This window comes from Haloferula sp. A504 (assembly GCF_044385805.1).
In the GTDB taxonomy this organism is placed as follows: Bacteria; Verrucomicrobiota; Verrucomicrobiia; order Verrucomicrobiales; family Akkermansiaceae; genus Haloferula.
Window position 1 is genome coordinate 32588 of sequence record NZ_JBISBU010000041.1, and the last position, 16785, is coordinate 49372.

Annotated in this window: 18 protein-coding genes; 2 read left to right on the forward strand and 16 right to left on the reverse strand. The window is 65.2% G+C overall.

Annotated features, from left to right (window positions below; all coding sequences use genetic code 11):
* Positions 1 to 165: 165 nt before the first annotated feature.
* The 4 genes from ACG2LG_RS16855 to ACG2LG_RS16870 are packed head-to-tail and all read right to left on the reverse strand — an operon-like array spanning position 166 to position 3956.
* Positions 166 to 846 (reverse strand): hypothetical protein, encoded by a 681-nt coding sequence (locus tag ACG2LG_RS16855; protein WP_396260922.1) that lies wholly within the window; start codon positions 844 to 846, stop codon positions 166 to 168.
* Positions 846 to 1937 (reverse strand): type IV pilus twitching motility protein PilT, encoded by a 1092-nt coding sequence (locus ACG2LG_RS16860; RefSeq protein ID WP_396260923.1) that lies wholly within the window; start codon positions 1935 to 1937, stop codon positions 846 to 848. The genes ACG2LG_RS16855 and ACG2LG_RS16860 overlap by 1 nt, the downstream gene beginning before the upstream one ends.
* A gap of 17 nt (positions 1938 to 1954) precedes the next feature.
* Positions 1955 to 3013, reverse strand: a complete 1059-nt coding sequence (locus tag ACG2LG_RS16865; RefSeq protein ID WP_396260924.1) for a type IV pilus twitching motility protein PilT — start codon at positions 3011 to 3013, stop codon at positions 1955 to 1957.
* A gap of 52 nt (positions 3014 to 3065) precedes the next feature.
* Positions 3066 to 3956, reverse strand: a complete 891-nt coding sequence (locus ACG2LG_RS16870; RefSeq protein WP_396260926.1) for a uracil-DNA glycosylase family protein — start codon at positions 3954 to 3956, stop codon at positions 3066 to 3068.
* A gap of 128 nt (positions 3957 to 4084) precedes the next feature.
* Here ACG2LG_RS16870 and ACG2LG_RS16875 point away from each other — a divergent pair, with 128 nt between their 5' ends.
* Positions 4085 to 4747 (forward strand): hypothetical protein, encoded by a 663-nt coding sequence (locus ACG2LG_RS16875; RefSeq protein WP_396260928.1) that lies wholly within the window; start codon positions 4085 to 4087, stop codon positions 4745 to 4747.
* Between the two features lie 155 nt (positions 4748 to 4902).
* Here ACG2LG_RS16875 and ACG2LG_RS16880 read toward each other — a convergent pair whose 3' ends face one another.
* Positions 4903 to 5787, reverse strand: a complete 885-nt coding sequence (locus ACG2LG_RS16880) for a tyrosine recombinase (protein ID WP_396260929.1) — start codon at positions 5785 to 5787, stop codon at positions 4903 to 4905.
* 121 nt (positions 5788 to 5908) lie between these two features.
* Between ACG2LG_RS16880 and truA the strand changes: the two genes are divergently transcribed.
* Positions 5909 to 6664: a tRNA pseudouridine(38-40) synthase TruA gene (gene truA / locus ACG2LG_RS16885; RefSeq protein WP_396260931.1), complete on the forward strand. Its 756-nt coding sequence runs from the start codon at positions 5909 to 5911 to the stop codon at positions 6662 to 6664.
* Between the two features lie 6 nt (positions 6665 to 6670).
* On the opposite strand, the gene ACG2LG_RS16890 is transcribed toward truA, so the two are convergent.
* From ACG2LG_RS16890 to ACG2LG_RS16940, 11 genes are all read right to left on the reverse strand, one after another.
* Positions 6671 to 7705: a ThuA domain-containing protein gene (locus ACG2LG_RS16890; RefSeq protein WP_396260933.1), complete on the reverse strand. Its 1035-nt coding sequence runs from the start codon at positions 7703 to 7705 to the stop codon at positions 6671 to 6673.
* A 76-nt stretch (positions 7706 to 7781) separates the two neighbouring features.
* Positions 7782 to 8357, reverse strand: coding sequence for an NADPH-dependent FMN reductase (locus ACG2LG_RS16895; protein ID WP_396260935.1), 576 nt, complete (start codon positions 8355 to 8357; stop codon positions 7782 to 7784).
* Positions 8358 to 8419: 62 nt separating this feature from the next.
* Positions 8420 to 9019: a hypothetical protein gene (locus ACG2LG_RS16900; protein ID WP_396260936.1), complete on the reverse strand. Its 600-nt coding sequence runs from the start codon at positions 9017 to 9019 to the stop codon at positions 8420 to 8422.
* Between the two features lie 12 nt (positions 9020 to 9031).
* Positions 9032 to 10339: a hypothetical protein gene (locus ACG2LG_RS16905; RefSeq protein ID WP_396260938.1), complete on the reverse strand. Its 1308-nt coding sequence runs from the start codon at positions 10337 to 10339 to the stop codon at positions 9032 to 9034.
* Between the two features lie 2 nt (positions 10340 to 10341).
* Positions 10342 to 11805 carry a tetratricopeptide repeat protein gene (locus ACG2LG_RS16910; RefSeq protein WP_396260940.1) on the reverse strand — a complete coding sequence of 488 codons (1464 nt, stop codon included), beginning with the start codon at positions 11803 to 11805 and terminating at the stop codon, positions 10342 to 10344.
* 158 nt (positions 11806 to 11963) lie between these two features.
* Complete coding sequence (locus ACG2LG_RS16915; protein ID WP_396260941.1) at positions 11964 to 12617, reverse strand: energy transducer TonB; 654 nt, start codon at positions 12615 to 12617, stop codon at positions 11964 to 11966.
* Positions 12618 to 13028 carry an ExbD/TolR family protein gene (locus tag ACG2LG_RS16920; RefSeq protein ID WP_396260943.1) on the reverse strand — a complete coding sequence of 137 codons (411 nt, stop codon included), beginning with the start codon at positions 13026 to 13028 and terminating at the stop codon, positions 12618 to 12620.
* 3 nt (positions 13029 to 13031) lie between these two features.
* Positions 13032 to 13622 carry a MotA/TolQ/ExbB proton channel family protein gene (locus ACG2LG_RS16925; RefSeq protein WP_396260945.1) on the reverse strand — a complete coding sequence of 197 codons (591 nt, stop codon included), beginning with the start codon at positions 13620 to 13622 and terminating at the stop codon, positions 13032 to 13034.
* A gap of 5 nt (positions 13623 to 13627) precedes the next feature.
* Positions 13628 to 15049 (reverse strand): MotA/TolQ/ExbB proton channel family protein, encoded by a 1422-nt coding sequence (locus ACG2LG_RS16930; protein WP_396260946.1) that lies wholly within the window; start codon positions 15047 to 15049, stop codon positions 13628 to 13630.
* Positions 15050 to 15063: 14 nt separating this feature from the next.
* Complete coding sequence (locus ACG2LG_RS16935) at positions 15064 to 15849, reverse strand: DUF3450 family protein (protein ID WP_396260948.1); 786 nt, start codon at positions 15847 to 15849, stop codon at positions 15064 to 15066.
* A 267-nt stretch (positions 15850 to 16116) separates the two neighbouring features.
* Positions 16117 to 16785 (reverse strand): thrombospondin type 3 repeat-containing protein (locus tag ACG2LG_RS16940; RefSeq protein WP_396260950.1); only part of this gene is annotated, 669 nt, incomplete at its 5' end.

Sequence of the window (16785 nt, forward strand, 5' to 3'; positions counted from 1 at the left end):
CCGGATGGTGGACTTTGATCTCACCGGTCCGGACTTTACGCCCTTTGCGGTGAAGCCCAGCACATCGGATCATCCCGGAAAGATCTAACGTCTCGCCACGCCAGGGGCTTCACCCTGGCTCTGAAGACCCCCTGAAGGGGGAACTACATACTCAACTGACCGGCCTTACTCCGCTTCGACCGGCACTTCCGTCTTGTAGCGGTCGAGAATGAGGTCCGCCACGCTGTCCTCGATCAGGCTGGCGCGTTCGAGGTCGCGGGCGAGTTGGCGCGCGGCGGCGGTCTGGATCGCATTCAGTTCACGATGCGGATCGGTCTCCGGCGGGTGGATCTCGAGGTTGGGAACGATCTTCTCGAACCCGGGTGAGATCGCCGGGTCGATGAGTGGAAGGATGACCGGCCGCCCAGCATCCGTGCGCGGCATCTCCCCGTCGCGCAACGATTTCAGATACCGCGAACTGAGGAGGCCGAGTTCATCCGCCGCACGATGGGCCTGGTCGAGCGTGCGCCGGACCAGCTGCTCCCGCACCGGGTACTGCTGGGATGATCGGTAGTCGAAGCGGTCCTTTTTCCGGCGCTCATAGACGCGGTCGAAAAGCTCGGTCGGCGGCAGACCCAGGTCGCGGGCATCCTCCACGGCGGCAACGGTGCGCAAGAGCACGCTCTCGGCCCCGGCGGCATCAAACTGCCGGTAGAACGACGCTTCGGACGTGAGTTCGCGGACTTCGTTCACCAGCTCACCCTTGTCGCGATAGATGCGGTACTGCTTCAGCGCCACCAGCACGCCGACAAGCACGGCAATGCCGACGAACAACAGGCGGAGGACGTCTCTGACGCGGAGTTCCATCAGGTCCAGATCGATTTGGGTTTCTTGGGCGGCTCGGGCTGGTCGAAGTTACGCCGCTCGCGCGCATGGGCAATGGCTTCCTCGCGGGTGATCACGCCGTTCTCCAACAGGGCGGCGATCGACTGGTCGATCGTGCGGTTGCCGTCCTGATGGGCGATCTCCATCAGACCCACCAACTGCTCGACCTTCAGGTCGCGGATGCAGGCGCGGATGCCGTGGTTGGCGCGCAGCACTTCCGAGGCCAGCACCCGGCCCTGCCCGTCGGCGCGCGGCATGAGCCGCTGCGAGACGATGGCCTCGAGCACCCCCGCGAGCTGGGTGGTGATCTGCGCCTGCTGGTCGGCCGGAAAGACGTCGATCAGCCGGTCGATCGACTGCGGCGCGTCAAGCGTGTGCAAGGTGGCAAGCACGAGGTGTCCGGTCTCCGCCGCCGTGAGGGCGATGCGGATGGTCTCCAGATCCCGAAGCTCGGAAACCACGATCACGTCGGGGTCCTGCCGCAGCGCCTGACGCAGGGCGATCGGGAAGGCCCGCGTGTCGCGGCCGATCTCCCGTTGCTTGACGAGGCAGCTGTTGTGGGAAAAGAGGAACTCGATCGGGTCCTCGATGGTCACGATGATGCCCGAGCGGGTCTCGGAAATCCGGCGGATCATGGACGCAAGCGTGGTCGACTTCCCCGATCCCGTGATGCCCGTCACCAGCACGAGGCCCCGGTGCAACTGGCAGATCTGGTCGACCACCGGGTGGTGACCGAGCGTCCCCAACTCCGGAATTTCCTCGGGAATGTGGCGGAAGGCCGCCTCGGGACTGCCACGGACGATGTGGACGTTCCCCCGGAAGCGGCCGACGTCTTCGATCTGCAGGGCATAGTCGAGCTCCAGATCCTCGGCCAGCTTGGCCCGCTGCTTCTCGCTCAAGGTGTCGTCGATCAGGCGGGCGACGGTGCCGGGATCGAGCAGGAAATCCTCAAGAGGCCGCAAGACTCCGGACACCCGCGCCGCCGGCGGGGCCCAGGCCGAAAGGTGAAAGTCGGATCCGCCGAGTTCGACGGTCTGCCGCAGGTATTCGGTGATTTCTCGGACTTCGCTCATGGCTTGGAGATTGCGATTCAGGAGATCCCTCGCAGGGCACGATCCAGATCCTGCGGGCGGTCGCTGGAAGCACGCGCGGTGTCTGGATCGATGATGTTCTGCTCCACCGCCGCCACCAGGTAGCGCAGGAAGGAGCAGGCGGTGTCGTCGCGACACTCGTCCACGTGGTCACGCAATTCCGCGAAGCGACCCTCGGCGATCCACTTCCGGGTCACGGCGACATTCTCGAAGAACTCCAGCACCACCGCCATGCCGCCGTCGAGTCGCGGCAGAAGTTGCTGGGAGATGACCCCGATGAGCTGCTGGGAAAGCAGACCCGAGGCTCCCATGCGGTTGTCGCCGACGAGTCGCGACACCCGCTCCATCGCCACCGGCACACCGGAAACCCCGGAGCCATGGATCGTCGAAATCACGAGATGCCCGGTCTCCGCCGCCCGCAGGGCGCTCAAGGCCGACTCCGAATCGCGGATCTCGCCGAAGAAGATGACGTCGGGATTCTGACGCAGGGCCTGGCGCAGGGCCTTCTCGAAGTCGCCGGTGTCGTGGTGCACCTCGCGCTGGGAAAAGAAGGATCGGTCGTTCCGGAACAGATACTCGATGGGATCCTCGATGGTCACGATGTGCCTCGCCTCGCGCTGGTTGATCCACTGCAGGCAGGCGGCGACCGTGGTCGATTTCCCCGAGCCGGTCGGCCCGGTGACGAGCACCAGCCCGGAGCGGCGTTCCAACCAGCGGCCGAGCACCTCGCCGGGAAGTCCGAGCGTGTCGAAATCCGGAATCTCGCTCTTGATCGGCCGCATTACGACCGCGAGGCGGCCGAGGGTCCGGAAGGCATTCACCCTCAGGCGGCCGGCACCGGGAACCTCCAGGCTCGCGTCGCCATCCAGATCCCGCTCCGGATCGAGGCCGCATTGGTTCCAGATCGAGGCAATGGCCGCGCGATCCACCCCGCCGCCATGGGCGATGATCACCTCTCCATCATGGCGCACCCGGGGCCGCTCACCTTCCGTAATGAACAGATCGCTCGCCCCGCCGGTAAACGCGGTGGTGATCAGCTCCGTGAGATTTCCATCCATCGTCAACGCGCAACCTAATGGACAATTCCCGGGTTGGAGAGGCAAAAACCCGTCACCCCTTCGGCAGGAAGAACCCGCGCTGCTTGTCCGAGATCGGCAGGCCGAGCATTTCCATCACCTCGAGCATGTCCTCCCAGATCTTGCGCTTGTCGCCGAGGGCGGCGGAGCCGTGCAGGAGATAGGCCGGGTGATAGGTCACGCGGACCGGGATCCCGTCGAACTCGTGCCACTTTCCGCGCATCGCGCCGACCGATCCGCTCAGCCCGAGCAATCCTTCCGCGGCGGTGCCGCCGAGGGCCACGATGCACTTGGGACGCACGACCTTCACCTCCTCGCGGACGAAGGGCAGGCAGGCCGCCATTTCCTCGGGGGTCGGTTTGCGGTTGTTGGAGGTCTGCTTCGGCATCGCCGGGCGGAACTTGACGATGTTCGAGATGTAAACGCCGGTGCGCTCGACCCCCATCGCCTTGAGGATGTCGTTGAGCTTCTGGCCGGCGGGGCCGACGAAGGGCTCGCCCTGCCGTTCCTCGTGGTGGCCGGGAGCCTCGCCGACGAGCATCAGCTCGGCCTCGGGATCGCCCACCGAAAACACCATCTTCTCCCGCAGGGTTCCCATCGCCCTGGCCGGCTGCCAGTTCTCCGCCTGCGCCTTGAGCGAGGCGACGCGCTCGGCCGCCGTGGCGCCCTCGACCTTCAACTCGGCGGGCGGCGGCGCGGCGGGTGCCTCCCGCGGCCTCGCCGGGGCCGTCGTCTTCGATCGAGCCGGAGTCGCCTGAGTGGGGGCCGACGAGGCGGTCCCTCCCTTGTTCTTCTTCGCCGCCACCGTCCGTCGATGAAGGTCGCGCAGGACCTCGCGCGCCTCCTCGTCGAGGTACACATGCTCCACCCCCCGGGCCTGCTCGGCCCGCAGGTGATCAAGGAGGAGATCCACCGCCCGGCTCACGGACGCAGCCTATCGGTGCGCCCCGGTGCTTGGCAATGCCCCTCGACAAATCCCCGGCCCGGCGGCGCTTCCGGGATGAATGCGGGACAAATCCACACCCGCCGATCCGTAACCTTCCCCCACGAACCATGATCCGCCCGCTTCTTTTCAGCCTGTTCCTGCTGCCCGCAGGGCTCCACGCCGCCGTCGAGATCGACATCGAGGCCTTCGGCGAGAGCCTCGGCGGATGGAAAAACAAGACGGTCGACTACACCCTTTCGGGAGCTGACTACCGGACCTACCAGCCGGAGATCTCGCCCTCGCCCGACGGCGGCATCTTTGCCTCGATCCGCATCGACCACCGCCGCGGCTGGCTCGCCAGCGACGACCATGCCGTGCTCGAAGTGAGCTTCGGCCCGGACGGATCGGTGACCTCGGCCAAATCCACCCTCGCCGTTCAGGGGCGGACCGTTTCCAGCGACCTCATCCGCAGCACCGCCGACGCCGGAGGTGCCCTGGTCGGGGCGGAAGGCGCGGTGAAGATTGGCAGCAACCTGGTGGCCGACCTTTCCAGCAAGCTGATGCGCGAAAAGATCGTCGAAGCCGGGCGGGTGTCCTTCCCGGCGGCGGTCCGCCACAACTACAACCTCCTCTATCAGGCCGTGCGCCTGCTCAAGGCCGAGCCTCCCGCCGACGGCGGTGCCGGCCGGGCCGAGGACGACCGCGAAGCCGAACCGCAGAAGGCCGTTCCCCTGCCCGAAGAAAAGACGCCCCCGCTCGAGATCAAGCCCTACGGCTCGAAAGGGCAGTGAGGGAGTGGCGCTTTGAAAGCGCCATAACGGGGCGGGGCGGACTCCCGTCCGCTGGGAAAGGTCCCGTGGTGAATCGAGGCAAGCCGTCAGTCGCGACCTGAAGGTCGCCCCGCCCTGCCATGGCTCCTGCAAGGAGCCACTCCGTCCGGAGTTCGCTACCCGCGCGGGTGGAACTTCTTGTGGATCGACTTCAGCCGTGCGCCGTCGATGTGGGTGTAAATCTGCGTGGTGGAAATGTCGGCGTGGCCGAGCAACTCCTGGATCACCCGCAGGTCGGCACCTCCTTCGAGAAGATGGGTCGCGAACGAGTGCCGCAGCAAGTGCGGGTAGATCTTGCTCTCGATCCCCGCCTGGGCCGCCCGCTCCTTGACGATCTGCCGCACCCGGTCCGGAGACAGCCGCCCACCCCGCACGCTGAGAAAGACCTCCGAGCCCGTTCGTTTCCCGACCAGGCTCCGGCGCTCCCGGGCCAGATACGCCTCGAGCGCCTCGCGGGCCTTTCCGCCCACCGGCACCACGCGCGTCTTGTTGCCCTTGCCGGTCACCCGCAGGAAGCGGTCGTCGGCATCGTATTGCTCGAGTTTCAGCCCGCACAACTCGCTCAGGCGCAGTCCCGACGAATAGAACAGCTCGAGCATCGCCCGGTCCCGCAGCCCCAGCGGCCGCGTGAGATCGATGCCGTCCAGCAGCCGCTCGATCATCGTCCGGTTCAGTGTTTCCGGCAGCGCCTGGCCGGAGCGTGGGGCCAGCAGGGGCTCGGCGGGATCCATCGGCAACACCCCGGTCGCCGCCAGCCAGCGGAAGAACACCTTGAGGTGCACCGTCGCGATCCGCAGCGACGACGCGGCGAGTCCGCCACGCTTGCGATCGGCAAGAAACTCCGAGAGTTCGTCGGTGCCGAGGTCCTCGATCGGCAGCCCGCGCTTCTTCATCCAGCCACCCAGCGCCTCAAGCGTCTGGCGCAGTGACAGCTGGTAGGCCTCCGAAAGCCCCCGCTCCACCGCGACAAAGCGGATGAATCCTTCGATCTCCCGATCCACGTCGGAAGGCTGCGCCTTCAATGACCAATGATAAATGACAAATGACAAAACCCGCTCCCCGGTCTGGGCACTTGGAAGTTGGAACTTCTCACTTGGAACTTGGAGGCGCAGCCTCCCCCCCATGCGCTTGAAGCTGACCCTTTCCTACGACGGCCGGCCCCACGAGGGATGGCAGTCGCAGCCCGGCGGCAACACGGTCCAGGACCTTCTTGAAGCGGCGGCCACCGAGGTCGCCAAGGAGCCCGTCCGCGTCCATGGTTCCGGACGCACCGACGCCGGCGTGCACGCCCTGGCCCAGGTCGCCCACCTCGACGCCCCCGAAGCGCTCACCATGAACCCCTTCAACTGGGTCCCCGCCCTCAACACCAAGTTGCCACCCAGCATCCGCGTCCTGGGTGCCGAGGAAGCCTCGGCGGACTTCCACGCGCGCTTTTCCGCGAAGGGAAAGACCTACCACTACGACATCGCGACCGAGCCGGTGCTCTCGCCCTTCCGCGCCGGGTTGGCGTGGCACCTGCCGCGGCAGTTCGATCCCACCCAGCTCGAAGCCGCGCTTCAGATCACCCTCGGCCGGCACGACTTCGAGGCCTTTGCGGCGAAGCGGGGCAACGAGACCGAAGCCACCGACCACCACCGCACCCTGACCCGCGCCAGCGTCGAGCCCCTCGACCACGGCTGGCGGCTCACCTGGAGCGGCGATGGGTTCCTCTACAAGATGGTACGGCTGCTCACCGGAGCCGTCGTCCGCGTCGCCGAAGGCCGTTTGCCGCCTGACGACTTCGCACGGTTCCTCGATCAACCGGAGGGCCTACCCCACGGCCGCTCCAGCTTCTGCGCTCCCGCCGACGGCTTGTATCTGCAGTCGGTGGATTATTGATTCGGTTCACTCGACGTAATCCGCCGGCTTGCGGGGAACCACACCGAGCTTGTCGTAGGCGAAGCCGCTGTCGAGCGGCTTGTAGCTGCCGACGTGGTCCACGCTGCGTTCGGGATCGATCCTGTCTTCGATGCCCATGCCCCAGTAAACTCCGTTGATCACCAGGCGACGCAGACCCTCGGACCGCAGATCCTTGGCGCTGCCCATGGTCGAGTGCAGCACCCGGGCGGACCCGCCCTTGCTGGTCTTCCAGTTCTTCACCCACACCACCGGAAGCGGTTCCTTCTCGGGATTGTCGGCGCCACCCTTCTCCCGGCCGATCAGCGGCTGGCCGTTCACCAGGGCCGTGCAGCCCTCCGGCAGCCCCTCGCCCTCCTTGTAAGTACGGTAAACATCGGAGGTCCCCCAGATGTCCCTCACCCCCGCAAGCACCGGATGGTCCTTCATCTCCGGCACGATGTCACCGCGGGTCGAGTCGCGCTGCCAGTTGCCGTGGTGCGCGAGAAAGCGACCGCCGATGATGTCCTCGAAGCGCACCGGCTTCCCATCGATCTCGTAGGGGATCGGCCCGCGGAAACCATGGTTGGCGGTCCGCAGCACGATGATCGGCTTGCCGGAGTCGAGGTAGGCGACGATGTGCTTGAGCTGGTCGTCCGGCAAGGTCAGCAGGCGGTGGAAGAAGATCACGCAATCGGCACTCGCGAGATGCTCCAGTCCCGGAATGTTGTGCTCCTTGAATTCGGACTCCCTGCCCTTCTCGGGGTAGACCGGCAGCGTCGGATCCACGAGGCCGTCCTCGTTGACCCCGAAGAGCACGGTGGTGTCGAAGCCGTGGCGCTCGGCGAGGATGCGGGCCATCATCGGCATGGCCTGCTCGCTGCGATATTCCTGATCGGCGGCGATGAGGACGACGTGCTTGCCCTTCCCGGGACCCTCCTTCCCTTCGAAGGTGAGCCAGCTCTCGCTATCCGGCACCGGGTGGGCGGCGGACAGACTGGCGATGCCGGAAATCATGAGAGACGTGATGGAAGGGAGTTTCATGCGATTCGTGGGTGGAGAGAGAGCGGACCGACCCCGCCTGGCAGGGGAAGCTTACGGTCCGGGACCGGTGCGTCGATCAATCCGACAGCCGCCGGGTCGTTTCGACCAGCTGCTTCATCACCCCGGTGAGTTTTTCGACCGCTTCTTCGTCGGTCAGCTCGCCGGAATCATCGAATTTCCCGTAGGCGCCGGCCAGGGCATACTGGGCGGGGATCACGTGCACCCCGATGTTCCCCAGGATCGAACGCAGGTGCACCAGGCCCCGCATGCCGCCCAGACCACCCGGTGACGCCGACACCAGGCCGGCCACCTTGCCGCGGTAGGCGGAGAGTGGTGCCTCGTCCCCGCTTGCCGGACGGCTGACCCAGTCGATGAGATTCTTCAACAGCGGCGTGATCGACGAATTGTATTCCGGCGAGCAGAACAGCAGGCCGTCCGCCGCCTCGAAGGCCTTCTTCAGTTCGACCGCTCCCGGCGGCAGACCCTCCTTCTCCTCAAGATCGCCATCATAGATCGGAAGCTCGTATTCACGCGGGTCGATCAATTTGCAGCTCGCCCCCAGTCCCTCTCCGATCCGGCACGCAACGCGACCGAGCTTGAGGTTCACGGAGTCACGCCGCGCACTGCCGGAAATCACCAGAAGCTTGATCATACGCGCAGTTTAACCGGATCCGCCGAAGGTCCAATGAAAACCGGTTTCCGGTGCCCGGCGATTCAGCCCCGGCTCTGGCGAAAGATCGCCTGGATGACCGGATCCGCCCCACCGGCGATCACCTCACCCGACGAAGCCTCGGATGAAAAAATCCACGAGCTGAGGTCCCGCTTGACCAGCTTCTTCGAGCTTCCGGCCCGCTCGACCGCGGAACGGAGGGCCTGGGAAAAAGACTCCCGCATGCTCTTCTCGGGATTCACGGGGGTGACGTCGACCTCTCCATCGACCGCGCCGTCCGGACTTCCGGAAGCCGGAAGGATCGGCTCGGGACGGGTCGTTTCCCCGGTGGTGAATTCCCTTCCATCCACCGTTCCCTCCATCGACATCGTCCGGACCAGGCCGTCCGGGGAGATCAGCATCCGGAGCGAACCTTCAAAGACCGGGGTCCCTCCCTTGAGTTCGCGAATCACCGTCGTGGCGATCAGGTTGCCGTTGGCATCGTTCCGGGTCACCGGCCGGGTCACTTCGAAGTTCGTGCCGGAAAGCGAATATCGGGCCACTCCGCCCCGCCAGCCGTTGAGATCGCGGCCGACGGCCTCGACGTCGAGATCCGCGCCGTGGCAGAGCCCGGCGAGAACGAAAAGGAAGGAGAGAAGCCTCATGGGATGGATCGGTCAGAATGAAACGCGCGCCCCGGAATGCCAGATCCACGCGTCGGTGTCGAAGTTGCCGCCGGCCTGATCCTCCAGGATGGTGTATTCGAGACCGTTGAGGAAGACCACCTTATCCTGATAGAGATGGACGTTCGCTCCGAGGTAGAACGAATGGAATTCATCACCGACGAAGACCGGTGAGGAATCATAGAAGGGATCGCTGCCGGCCCCCAGACCGCCCACCAGGCCGCCCGGGTTGTCGGTGTCGGCGTAGTGGTAGCGGCCGACGACATTGAGCGTTCCCGGGATGGCCCAGTAGCTCGGAGTCAGGGTGAGACCCCAGGCGTTGAGATCGCCGTTCGCCAGCATGAAGTCGCCCTCGAAGGCAAAACGCTCCCCCTCCAGCTCGATCCCGGTGGAGACGAGGTGCCGGAAGGCCGGATTGGCCGGAACCGGCTGCGGACCGTTCGAGGCCGTCATGCCGTTCGGGCGGTAGCGCGGGGTGCCGGCTCCCTTCCGCCCGTCCAGGTTGTAAATGTAGTCGAGGTGCCAGCGGGTCCGCATGACCGAGTTGTCATCCAGCCGTTCACCGGTCTCGTAGGCCAGGTTGGCCGCGATGAAACCACGGCCCTCGATGCCGGGGACGTAGCGATCGGTGTCGCCCGAAAACCAACCGACGCTCCAGTCCCAGGGCGCGCACTCCTGCCCGAAGGCGATGCCGAGGGTGCTCGCCGGCATCAGCATGCTGGTCAGAAGCGTGGTCTCGGGCGTCAGCAACGACGCCGGATCCCTCGAATATTTCGAACCCTCGATGCCGAAGCGGGGGCGGAACTTGCCATACTCGACGTAGTGGTTGGGCAGCACCTTGGTCTTGCCCTTGAGCGTCTCGATCCGCTGGTAGCGGGCATCGCCGGCGAACTCGCCCACCGCCTCCAGCTCGGTATTCCCGAAGATCTTCATCCGGGTCCCGAGACGCGCCCGCCGGGTGCGGGTGGTGTCGAGTCGCACGTTCCGGCCGCCCTCGACCTCCGCCGTCCCCCACGCCCCGCCCCACTGGTAGAGACCCATGATCGCCACCTGCTGGACCCACGGATTCGTCTCGTCCTCGAACAGGACCGCCCGGGACCAGACCGGATCGAGCGGACTCGGTGCCCACTCGGGCTCGACGAAGACCACGGGTTCATCGGAGGCGGTTTCCTCTTCCTCGGGCAGCGGAGGAAGATTCAGCTCCTCCACCTGCTTGTTGCCCTCGAGGATATCGAGGGCTTCGTTGGCACCCGCCTGAACGGTCAGCGCCACGATTCCCGCGACGACCGGAATGGTTCTCATGATCATTGGTTGGCCTCCTTCTCGGCTTTCTCTTCCGCTTCCTTCGCCTCGCGCTCCGCCGCCTCGCGCTCCTCGCGCTGCTGCTGGCGGTCGGCCGCCCGTCGCACCTTCGCGACATACGACTTCAAGGTGTCGCTCTCCTTCAACTCCAGCGCCCGCTCGAGCTTCGGCAGTGCATCCACATACTGCTTCTCGCGGACGTGAAGCTGGCCGAGCGCGAGATTGGCACCGTAGGCCACCTCGTCCATGCCCGACGCGATCTGCAGGCGGGTCTTGGCCTCGGCAAGAAACTCCCGGCGTTGCTCGTCGTCCTCCTCCAGCTTGGCCAGGGTGTCGTAGTGCTTTCCAAGTTCGAGCACCACTTCGGCATTCGCCGGATCACGGGCGAGCAGGTCCTCGAGCAGCACCCCGACCCGGTCGAGGTCCTCCGCGCTGCGGGCGATGCCGACTTCGACGAGGCGGATCGCCACCTCGTCCTCCTCGCTGAGTTGATCCCCTCCGAGTGCCCGCACGCGCCGGACGAACTGGTCCGCCTTCTCCGGGTAGCCGTAGTCGTTGAGGATTTTCGCCGACTTGAGTGCCTGCTCGATGTCCAGCTCCTTGCCCTTCTCGATCGCCGCCAGGTAGGCGAACAGGGCCAATTGCGGTTCGCCCTGATCCATGTAGAGATTGCCGAGGAGATTGAGTTCGGATTCGCCGGCCAGCCCCTTCATCCGCAGGATCTCGAGGTTCACGGCCGCCTCCATCTTGCGTTCCTGCCCGAGCAATGCCTGGGTCTGCTGCAACCACAACTGCTGGTCCTCGGGGTAGCTTTCGATCAGCGTGCCGAGCAGCGCGGTCGCCTCCTCCAGTTTCTCCTGCTGCAGCAGGGTCTGGGCCAGGCCCAACTTCCAGTCCTTCGAGCCGGGATCGAGCAGATAGGCCTGGCGGTAGGCGTTCTCTGCTGCCAGCGGCTGCTGCTTCAAAAGATAGCAATAGCCGAGCAGTCCAAAGACCCGGGGATTGCCCTCGCCCAGGGACACCGCCTCCTGGAAGTGCCGCATCGCCTTGTCGAAGTCCTCCTTCGAGACGTAGAGATAGCCGAGGTTCACGTGGGCCCGCCGGAACTTCGGAAAGCGGCGGATGGCTTCGAGGAATGCCCGGCGCGCCTCTTCCGTGCGGTCCGCCGAGAAATACAGGTTGCCGAGAACGAAGACCATCGCCGGGCTGATCTCCCGCGGCTGCTTCTCGGGATCACTCGGCGCTTCGGTCTCCTTGATGAAGCGGACCAGTTCCGACTCGGCTTCGCTGAAACGACCTTTCTCGAAGAGTTCGCGCAGCTTCACCAGGATACGGCTTTCCTCGGGCGACACCTTGGGCTCGACCTCGGAGTGGAAGCCGTAGCTGCCGACGAAGTCGCGGACGAACTGCGGATCGCGGAACAGGTTCGAGGGAGGGATGATCTTGTCGCCGAAAGCGGGTGTCATCAGGGAAACAGCAGTCAAGGCCCCCATCCACCACCTGGCCGCCGTAGCCTCGGCAAAGGAGGATCTTCCATCCGCCATCTTCCATGGTCGGCATTCGCGTCCACCTGTCCGACGTAGCCTTGGCGTAGTTGGATTCGCGTCCATTCGTGGTTCTCTCTTCATCGCTTCACTTCGAAATTGAACGGCACCAGCGCCGTCGCCTTGACCTTCTTGCCGCCCCGGACAGCCGGCTGAAACCTCCACTTGCGCACCGCCTTGAGCGCCGCGTTGTCGAGATCGCGGATGCCCGAAGACGTCCGCACCCGCGCACTGGTGACCTTGCCCGAGTTGTCGACCACCACCGCGACGATCACCTTGCCGCCGATGCCCTTGCTCAGCAGTCGGCTGGGATAGACGGGCTGCGACTTGGAAATCGGCTGCGGCGGGCTGTCCATCATGCCCCCGCCGAAGGGGTCGTCGCCGCCGGCCATGGCGAACTTCGGAATTTCCACCACGAAGGCCCCGCCGGTACCGACCGAGAGGTCGCCGAGATCCATGCCCAGATCGAGATTCGCAGGTTCCTCGAGTGGCTCCTCCGGCGGCGGTTCGTCCGGTTCCTCCGGAGGTTCCTCCAACTCGACCACGAAGTCCTCCGGCGGATCGATCGTCACCTCCGGCGGCGGTGCCGCGGGTGGCGAGAACTGCTCGGCCAGCCTCTGCGAAAGCGGAATCGCCACGAAGACCGCAACCGTCGCCACGACGCCGCCGAGGATCGCGAAGATCCCGGTCCTGCGCCCGCGGGGCGGTCGGTAAACGTGGAGTTGCCTTTTCACTTACTTCGTTGAGATCGAGATCTTGTCCTTCTGCGCGCCGGCAAGCAGCGCCTGACCATGGACCTTCTGCACCGCGCCGTGGCTGGCCGACTCGTCGCCCTGGATGATCACCGGCATGTCAGGGGTCTCGGTGAGCAGCGGCTTGATCTTTCCGATCACCCCCTGGATGCCGATGCTCTCGCCGCCGTAGAAGACCTTGTCCTCTTCCGTCACAGCCAGGAGGATGGAATTGCTGTCAAGGGCGCTGGCGGCGGCGCCGACGTCGGGCTTGTTCACCTCGACTCCCGTTTCCTCGACGAAGACCGTCGAGACGATGAAGAAGATCAGGAGGATGAAAATACAATCGATCATCGGGGAGAGGTCCACGTGAACCTCCTCGTCGGCTTCGTCTCCGATACTGCGTCCGAACATGATCTAACCTTTCTTGAACCGGGTGGTGAGAATCAGGCTTTCGAGCCGGGCGAGCGCGCCCGAGATGGCGTCCCGTTTCCCCTTCACGACGAGCGCGATGAAAAGTCCCGGAAGGGCAATGGTCAGCCCGGTCTGGGTGGTGATCAGCGCCTCCTGCATGCCGCTGGCGACCGCCTCCATGCCGGCCCCGCCCTGCGCCAGGCCGCCGAACATCGCCAGCATCCCCATCACCGTGCCGAGCAGGCCGGCGAGGGGAGCCGCCGCCGTCAGGGTGTTGATCACCAGCAGGCGCCGGTCGATGGCCGAGACGAGGTTGAGCCGCACTTCGCGCACCCGTCGTTGAACCGTCTTAATGGTCAACCGGTCGCCGTGCAGGACATAGCGCAGCGCCTCCCCCATCCGGCCCTTCGCATGCTCGGGATCCTCGAGCCATTCGGGCCACTCCTCCGCGTCCTTGCCGGTCAGGTTTCCGCGGTTCACGTAGGCCAGGGCCGCAAAGGCGCTGGCGTAGAGGATGAATGCCACGCCGCCGAGCATGTACATGATCCCCCCACCGGTGGTGAAGATCTGCAGGGCTTCCCGGAAAACGTTCATCGAGCTCAAGCCGGGTTCGGCATCAGTTCGGGATCCATGTCCTTGTCATCGTCGGAATCCTTCGAGGAACCCGGCCCGGTTTTCTCCATTTCGGTCGTGCCGTTCATCAGCGCGATGGCGACCCCCTCGACCTCGCTGAACTTGCCCTTGGCGAGGCTGCGCATGAGGCCGTGCAGGACCAGCACCGGAATCGCCACCACCAGGCCCTCGGCGGTGGTGATGAGCGCCTCGGAGATCCCCTGGGTGAACGCCTTCTGGTTGCTGGAACCGTAGAGCGCCATCGCCTTGAAGGTCTTGATGATGCCGAGAACGGTGCCGAGAAGACCCATCAGGGGCGCCGCCGCCGCAGTGAGCCCGAGGAAGGGCAGGAAGCGCTCCAGCCGCGGCTTCACGACCACCAGTTTTTCAAACAAGGCCTCCTCCAGCACCCGGCGCTTCTCGTAGAAATTCTCGACCCCGGCCCTGACCATCAGCCCGGCCTGCCCCTTGAGCTTGGCGGCCCGCTTGGCCGCCTCCTCGCGACGGTCGGCAAGCAGGTCGTCGATGATCTCGTTGATCACCCGGCGCGACGGCACCGGGAAGCGCGTGATTTCGAGCACTTTGAAAACGGTCAGCGCGATCGCCACCAAGCCCAGGGAAAGGATGGCGTATCCGACGATGCCCCCCTTGGCGATCGTTTCGCCGATCGTCTCTTCGGCCGCCTGCACCTCGAGGGCCTTGCCCATGCTGGCATCGAGCGGCAGCTTCCCGGATCCCGTCGCCAGAACCTCGGAGATCGCATCGTCCTCGACGCCGGTGATGCCGACCACGGTCGGCAGGGAGGTACCGGTCGCGGCGAAGGTCGCCACGCCTTCGAATCCATCCTCGCCCTCGCTCAGGTAAACCGCCGGCCCGAGCACCAGCAGCTTGCCCTTGACCGCCTCGCTGCCGTTGCGCAGCCCCTCCCCCTCGAAGCGGTGCCCGCCGGAAACCGCCGCCAGGCGCTCGAGCCCGATCCTTGCCGCTTCGAGGCGATGACCCAATTCCGCCGCCAGGTCGTCACCGGCGGCCGCGGCCTTGGCCGAGGCATCCTCCAAGCGCTCCTTGTAGAGCTGGTTCTCGGCCGGGTGGGTGCGGGTCAGCAGTCCGCCGCCGTAGTTGTTCAACACGCCGGTGGCGTAGTCGAAGCCCGCCTGCCGGCCCTCGATCTCGCGCTGCAGGGCCGCCCGGCGACTGGTGCGGCGGGCCGCCTCGGTCTCCAGCGCCCGCAACTCCCGACCCAGCTCGATCGCCTGGTCATCGAGACGGTTGATGTCACGGAACAAGGCCGTGCGCATCCCGGTGTATTCCATCTGCGTTTCCTTCAACTCCTGCCGCGCCTCGGCGAGCTGCTTCTCGGCGGCCGTCTGCCCGAGTGCGGGAAGCACCGCCAGGACGGGCAGGATCATACGAATCAAGGCTCTCATTTCAAATCGATCGGAAGTTCCACGAAGCGGGCGTCCACGTCGCCATTGAGCACGTCCACCATCTCCTTGATGTCCCCGGCCAGGTCGTTGCGCGTTTCAAAGACCCAGCCCTCGTCACCCGGTGTGCCCACCAGCGCGAAGTTGCCCGCGCCGTTCACCGCATAGGCCGCGCCCAGCCCGAAATAGACGACCTTCATGTTGAACTTCTGGCCGTCGTCGGAGACGTGCAGTTCGTCGCGAAGGTGCACCGTCTGCTGCCACTTCTCGGCTTCGGTCAGCAGGTTGATCACGTTGTTCAGTCGCTTGGTCAGCCCCCCCTCCGCCTCCTTTCCGGAAAGGGCCGCATCCTGGCGAATCTGCTCCATCAACTCCTTGACCCGTGGCTCGTCGGCCAGCGGGCGGGGAAACGACGGCAGGCGCTCGACCATCGCGGTTTCCAGCTTCCTCACCTCTACGGCCAGCATGTCGTTGGCGGCGACCAGCGCGTCCCGCTTGGCAATCTCGTCGAGCGACTCCTTTTCGGCACCCTCCTTTTCAACCTTCGCTTCCCCGACCCTTTCGGTCAGGTCCGCGATCTCGCTTTCCAGCGCCGACCGCTGGTCTTCCAGCAACACGCGATCGCGCTCCCACGCATCCTCGGCGTTCTGGATCTCGCGCATGGTCTCGATCCACTCACGGACGGAATCCTTGAGTTCCTCGGTCTTCGAGACCGGCTCGTCCTGGGCGAAAAGGACCCCGCTTCCCAAGGATAGCAGGGCGATGAAGAATCGGCTCAAACGCATGGTGGTGGCAGCGCCGGAATCCAATCGGGAACACCCGCGCTTGCCGATGGCCCCAATGTGACGGTTTCGTCAAACCCATCGGCGCGGCAGGTGACGACACTCTGGATTGACCCGGCTGGAGAACACTTTCCATCGCTGTCAAGCATCCGCTTTGTCCAGCGATTGCTCCCCGCTCAAGAATGCCGGGTGAGCCCGGCGCTCCCCTAGCAAAAAGCCGCCCGGTCGGATGACCGGGCGGCTTGGATTTCGCAATCTTTCAGCAGCAACTTAATTCGCGTCCTGGACGTTGAGCCGGTAGAACTGCTGATCAAGTCCTGTGACGTCAACGTCAAGGGTCATGTTGCCGGCAGGATCCCAACCACCCAGGTTGTCGGACTTCTCAACCGGCACGGACAGGGTGGCGGTGTTGCCGACCTTCTGCACCGTCACACCAGCAGCGGTACGAAGGTCCAAGATGGCGGACTCGGTGTAAACACTGCCAAGCACCGTCGCGGCGTCGTCCACGAGAGGATCAAAACCAAGCGCGACATTCGCCACTTCCACACCGTCACCCACGCCGTCACCATCGGTGTCGGGGTTGTTCGGGTTGGTGCCGTAGATGTTGTTCTCGTCGTCGTCGCTCAGGCCGTCGCCGTCGGTGTCGGCCGCGGTGGGACGAAGCAGCCCGTAATCCGAAAGTGCCGTCCACTTGAGGATCCAGAGATCCTCCGAGTCAAAGGCACCGCGGTAAGCAGCTGCCACGGGGGCGCCGGGCTGCACACTCGTGTTCAGCACCGTCGGGCGGGGATCGATCGAGGTCACGTTGTTCGATCCGTCACGCGTGTAGAAGCTGAACAGCGGGTCGGTCTGCGGCTCGCTGTTGTCGTCGAGCAGCGCATCGGCAAAGTCCACCGCGTAGAAGTCCGAAGGACGTCCACCACCGGCCACCACCGACTG

Excerpts from the sequence above, each read along its gene's own strand:
- ACG2LG_RS16900 (WP_396260936.1), bottom strand. The coding sequence starts at position 9,019 with ATGAGGCTTCTCTCCTTCCTTTTCGTTCTCGCCGGGCTCTGCCACGGC.
- ACG2LG_RS16865 (WP_396260924.1), bottom strand. The coding sequence starts at position 3,013 with ATGGATGGAAATCTCACGGAGCTGATCACCACCGCGTTTACCGGCGGG.
- truA (WP_396260931.1), top strand. The coding sequence starts at position 5,909 with ATGCGCTTGAAGCTGACCCTTTCCTACGACGGCCGGCCCCACGAGGGA.
- ACG2LG_RS16895 (WP_396260935.1), bottom strand. The coding sequence starts at position 8,357 with ATGATCAAGCTTCTGGTGATTTCCGGCAGTGCGCGGCGTGACTCCGTG.
- ACG2LG_RS16935 (WP_396260948.1), bottom strand. The coding sequence starts at position 15,849 with ATGCGTTTGAGCCGATTCTTCATCGCCCTGCTATCCTTGGGAAGCGGG.
- ACG2LG_RS16875 (WP_396260928.1), top strand. The coding sequence starts at position 4,085 with ATGATCCGCCCGCTTCTTTTCAGCCTGTTCCTGCTGCCCGCAGGGCTC.
- ACG2LG_RS16890 (WP_396260933.1), bottom strand. The coding sequence starts at position 7,705 with ATGAAACTCCCTTCCATCACGTCTCTCATGATTTCCGGCATCGCCAGT.
- ACG2LG_RS16910 (WP_396260940.1), bottom strand. The coding sequence starts at position 11,805 with ATGACACCCGCTTTCGGCGACAAGATCATCCCTCCCTCGAACCTGTTC.
- ACG2LG_RS16905 (WP_396260938.1), bottom strand. The coding sequence starts at position 10,339 with ATGAGAACCATTCCGGTCGTCGCGGGAATCGTGGCGCTGACCGTTCAG.
- ACG2LG_RS16930 (WP_396260946.1), bottom strand. The coding sequence starts at position 15,049 with ATGATCCTGCCCGTCCTGGCGGTGCTTCCCGCACTCGGGCAGACGGCC.
- ACG2LG_RS16855 (WP_396260922.1), bottom strand. The coding sequence starts at position 846 with ATGGAACTCCGCGTCAGAGACGTCCTCCGCCTGTTGTTCGTCGGCATT.
- ACG2LG_RS16925 (WP_396260945.1), bottom strand. The coding sequence starts at position 13,622 with ATGAACGTTTTCCGGGAAGCCCTGCAGATCTTCACCACCGGTGGGGGG.
- ACG2LG_RS16860 (WP_396260923.1), bottom strand. The coding sequence starts at position 1,937 with ATGAGCGAAGTCCGAGAAATCACCGAATACCTGCGGCAGACCGTCGAA.
- ACG2LG_RS16920 (WP_396260943.1), bottom strand. The coding sequence starts at position 13,028 with ATGTTCGGACGCAGTATCGGAGACGAAGCCGACGAGGAGGTTCACGTG.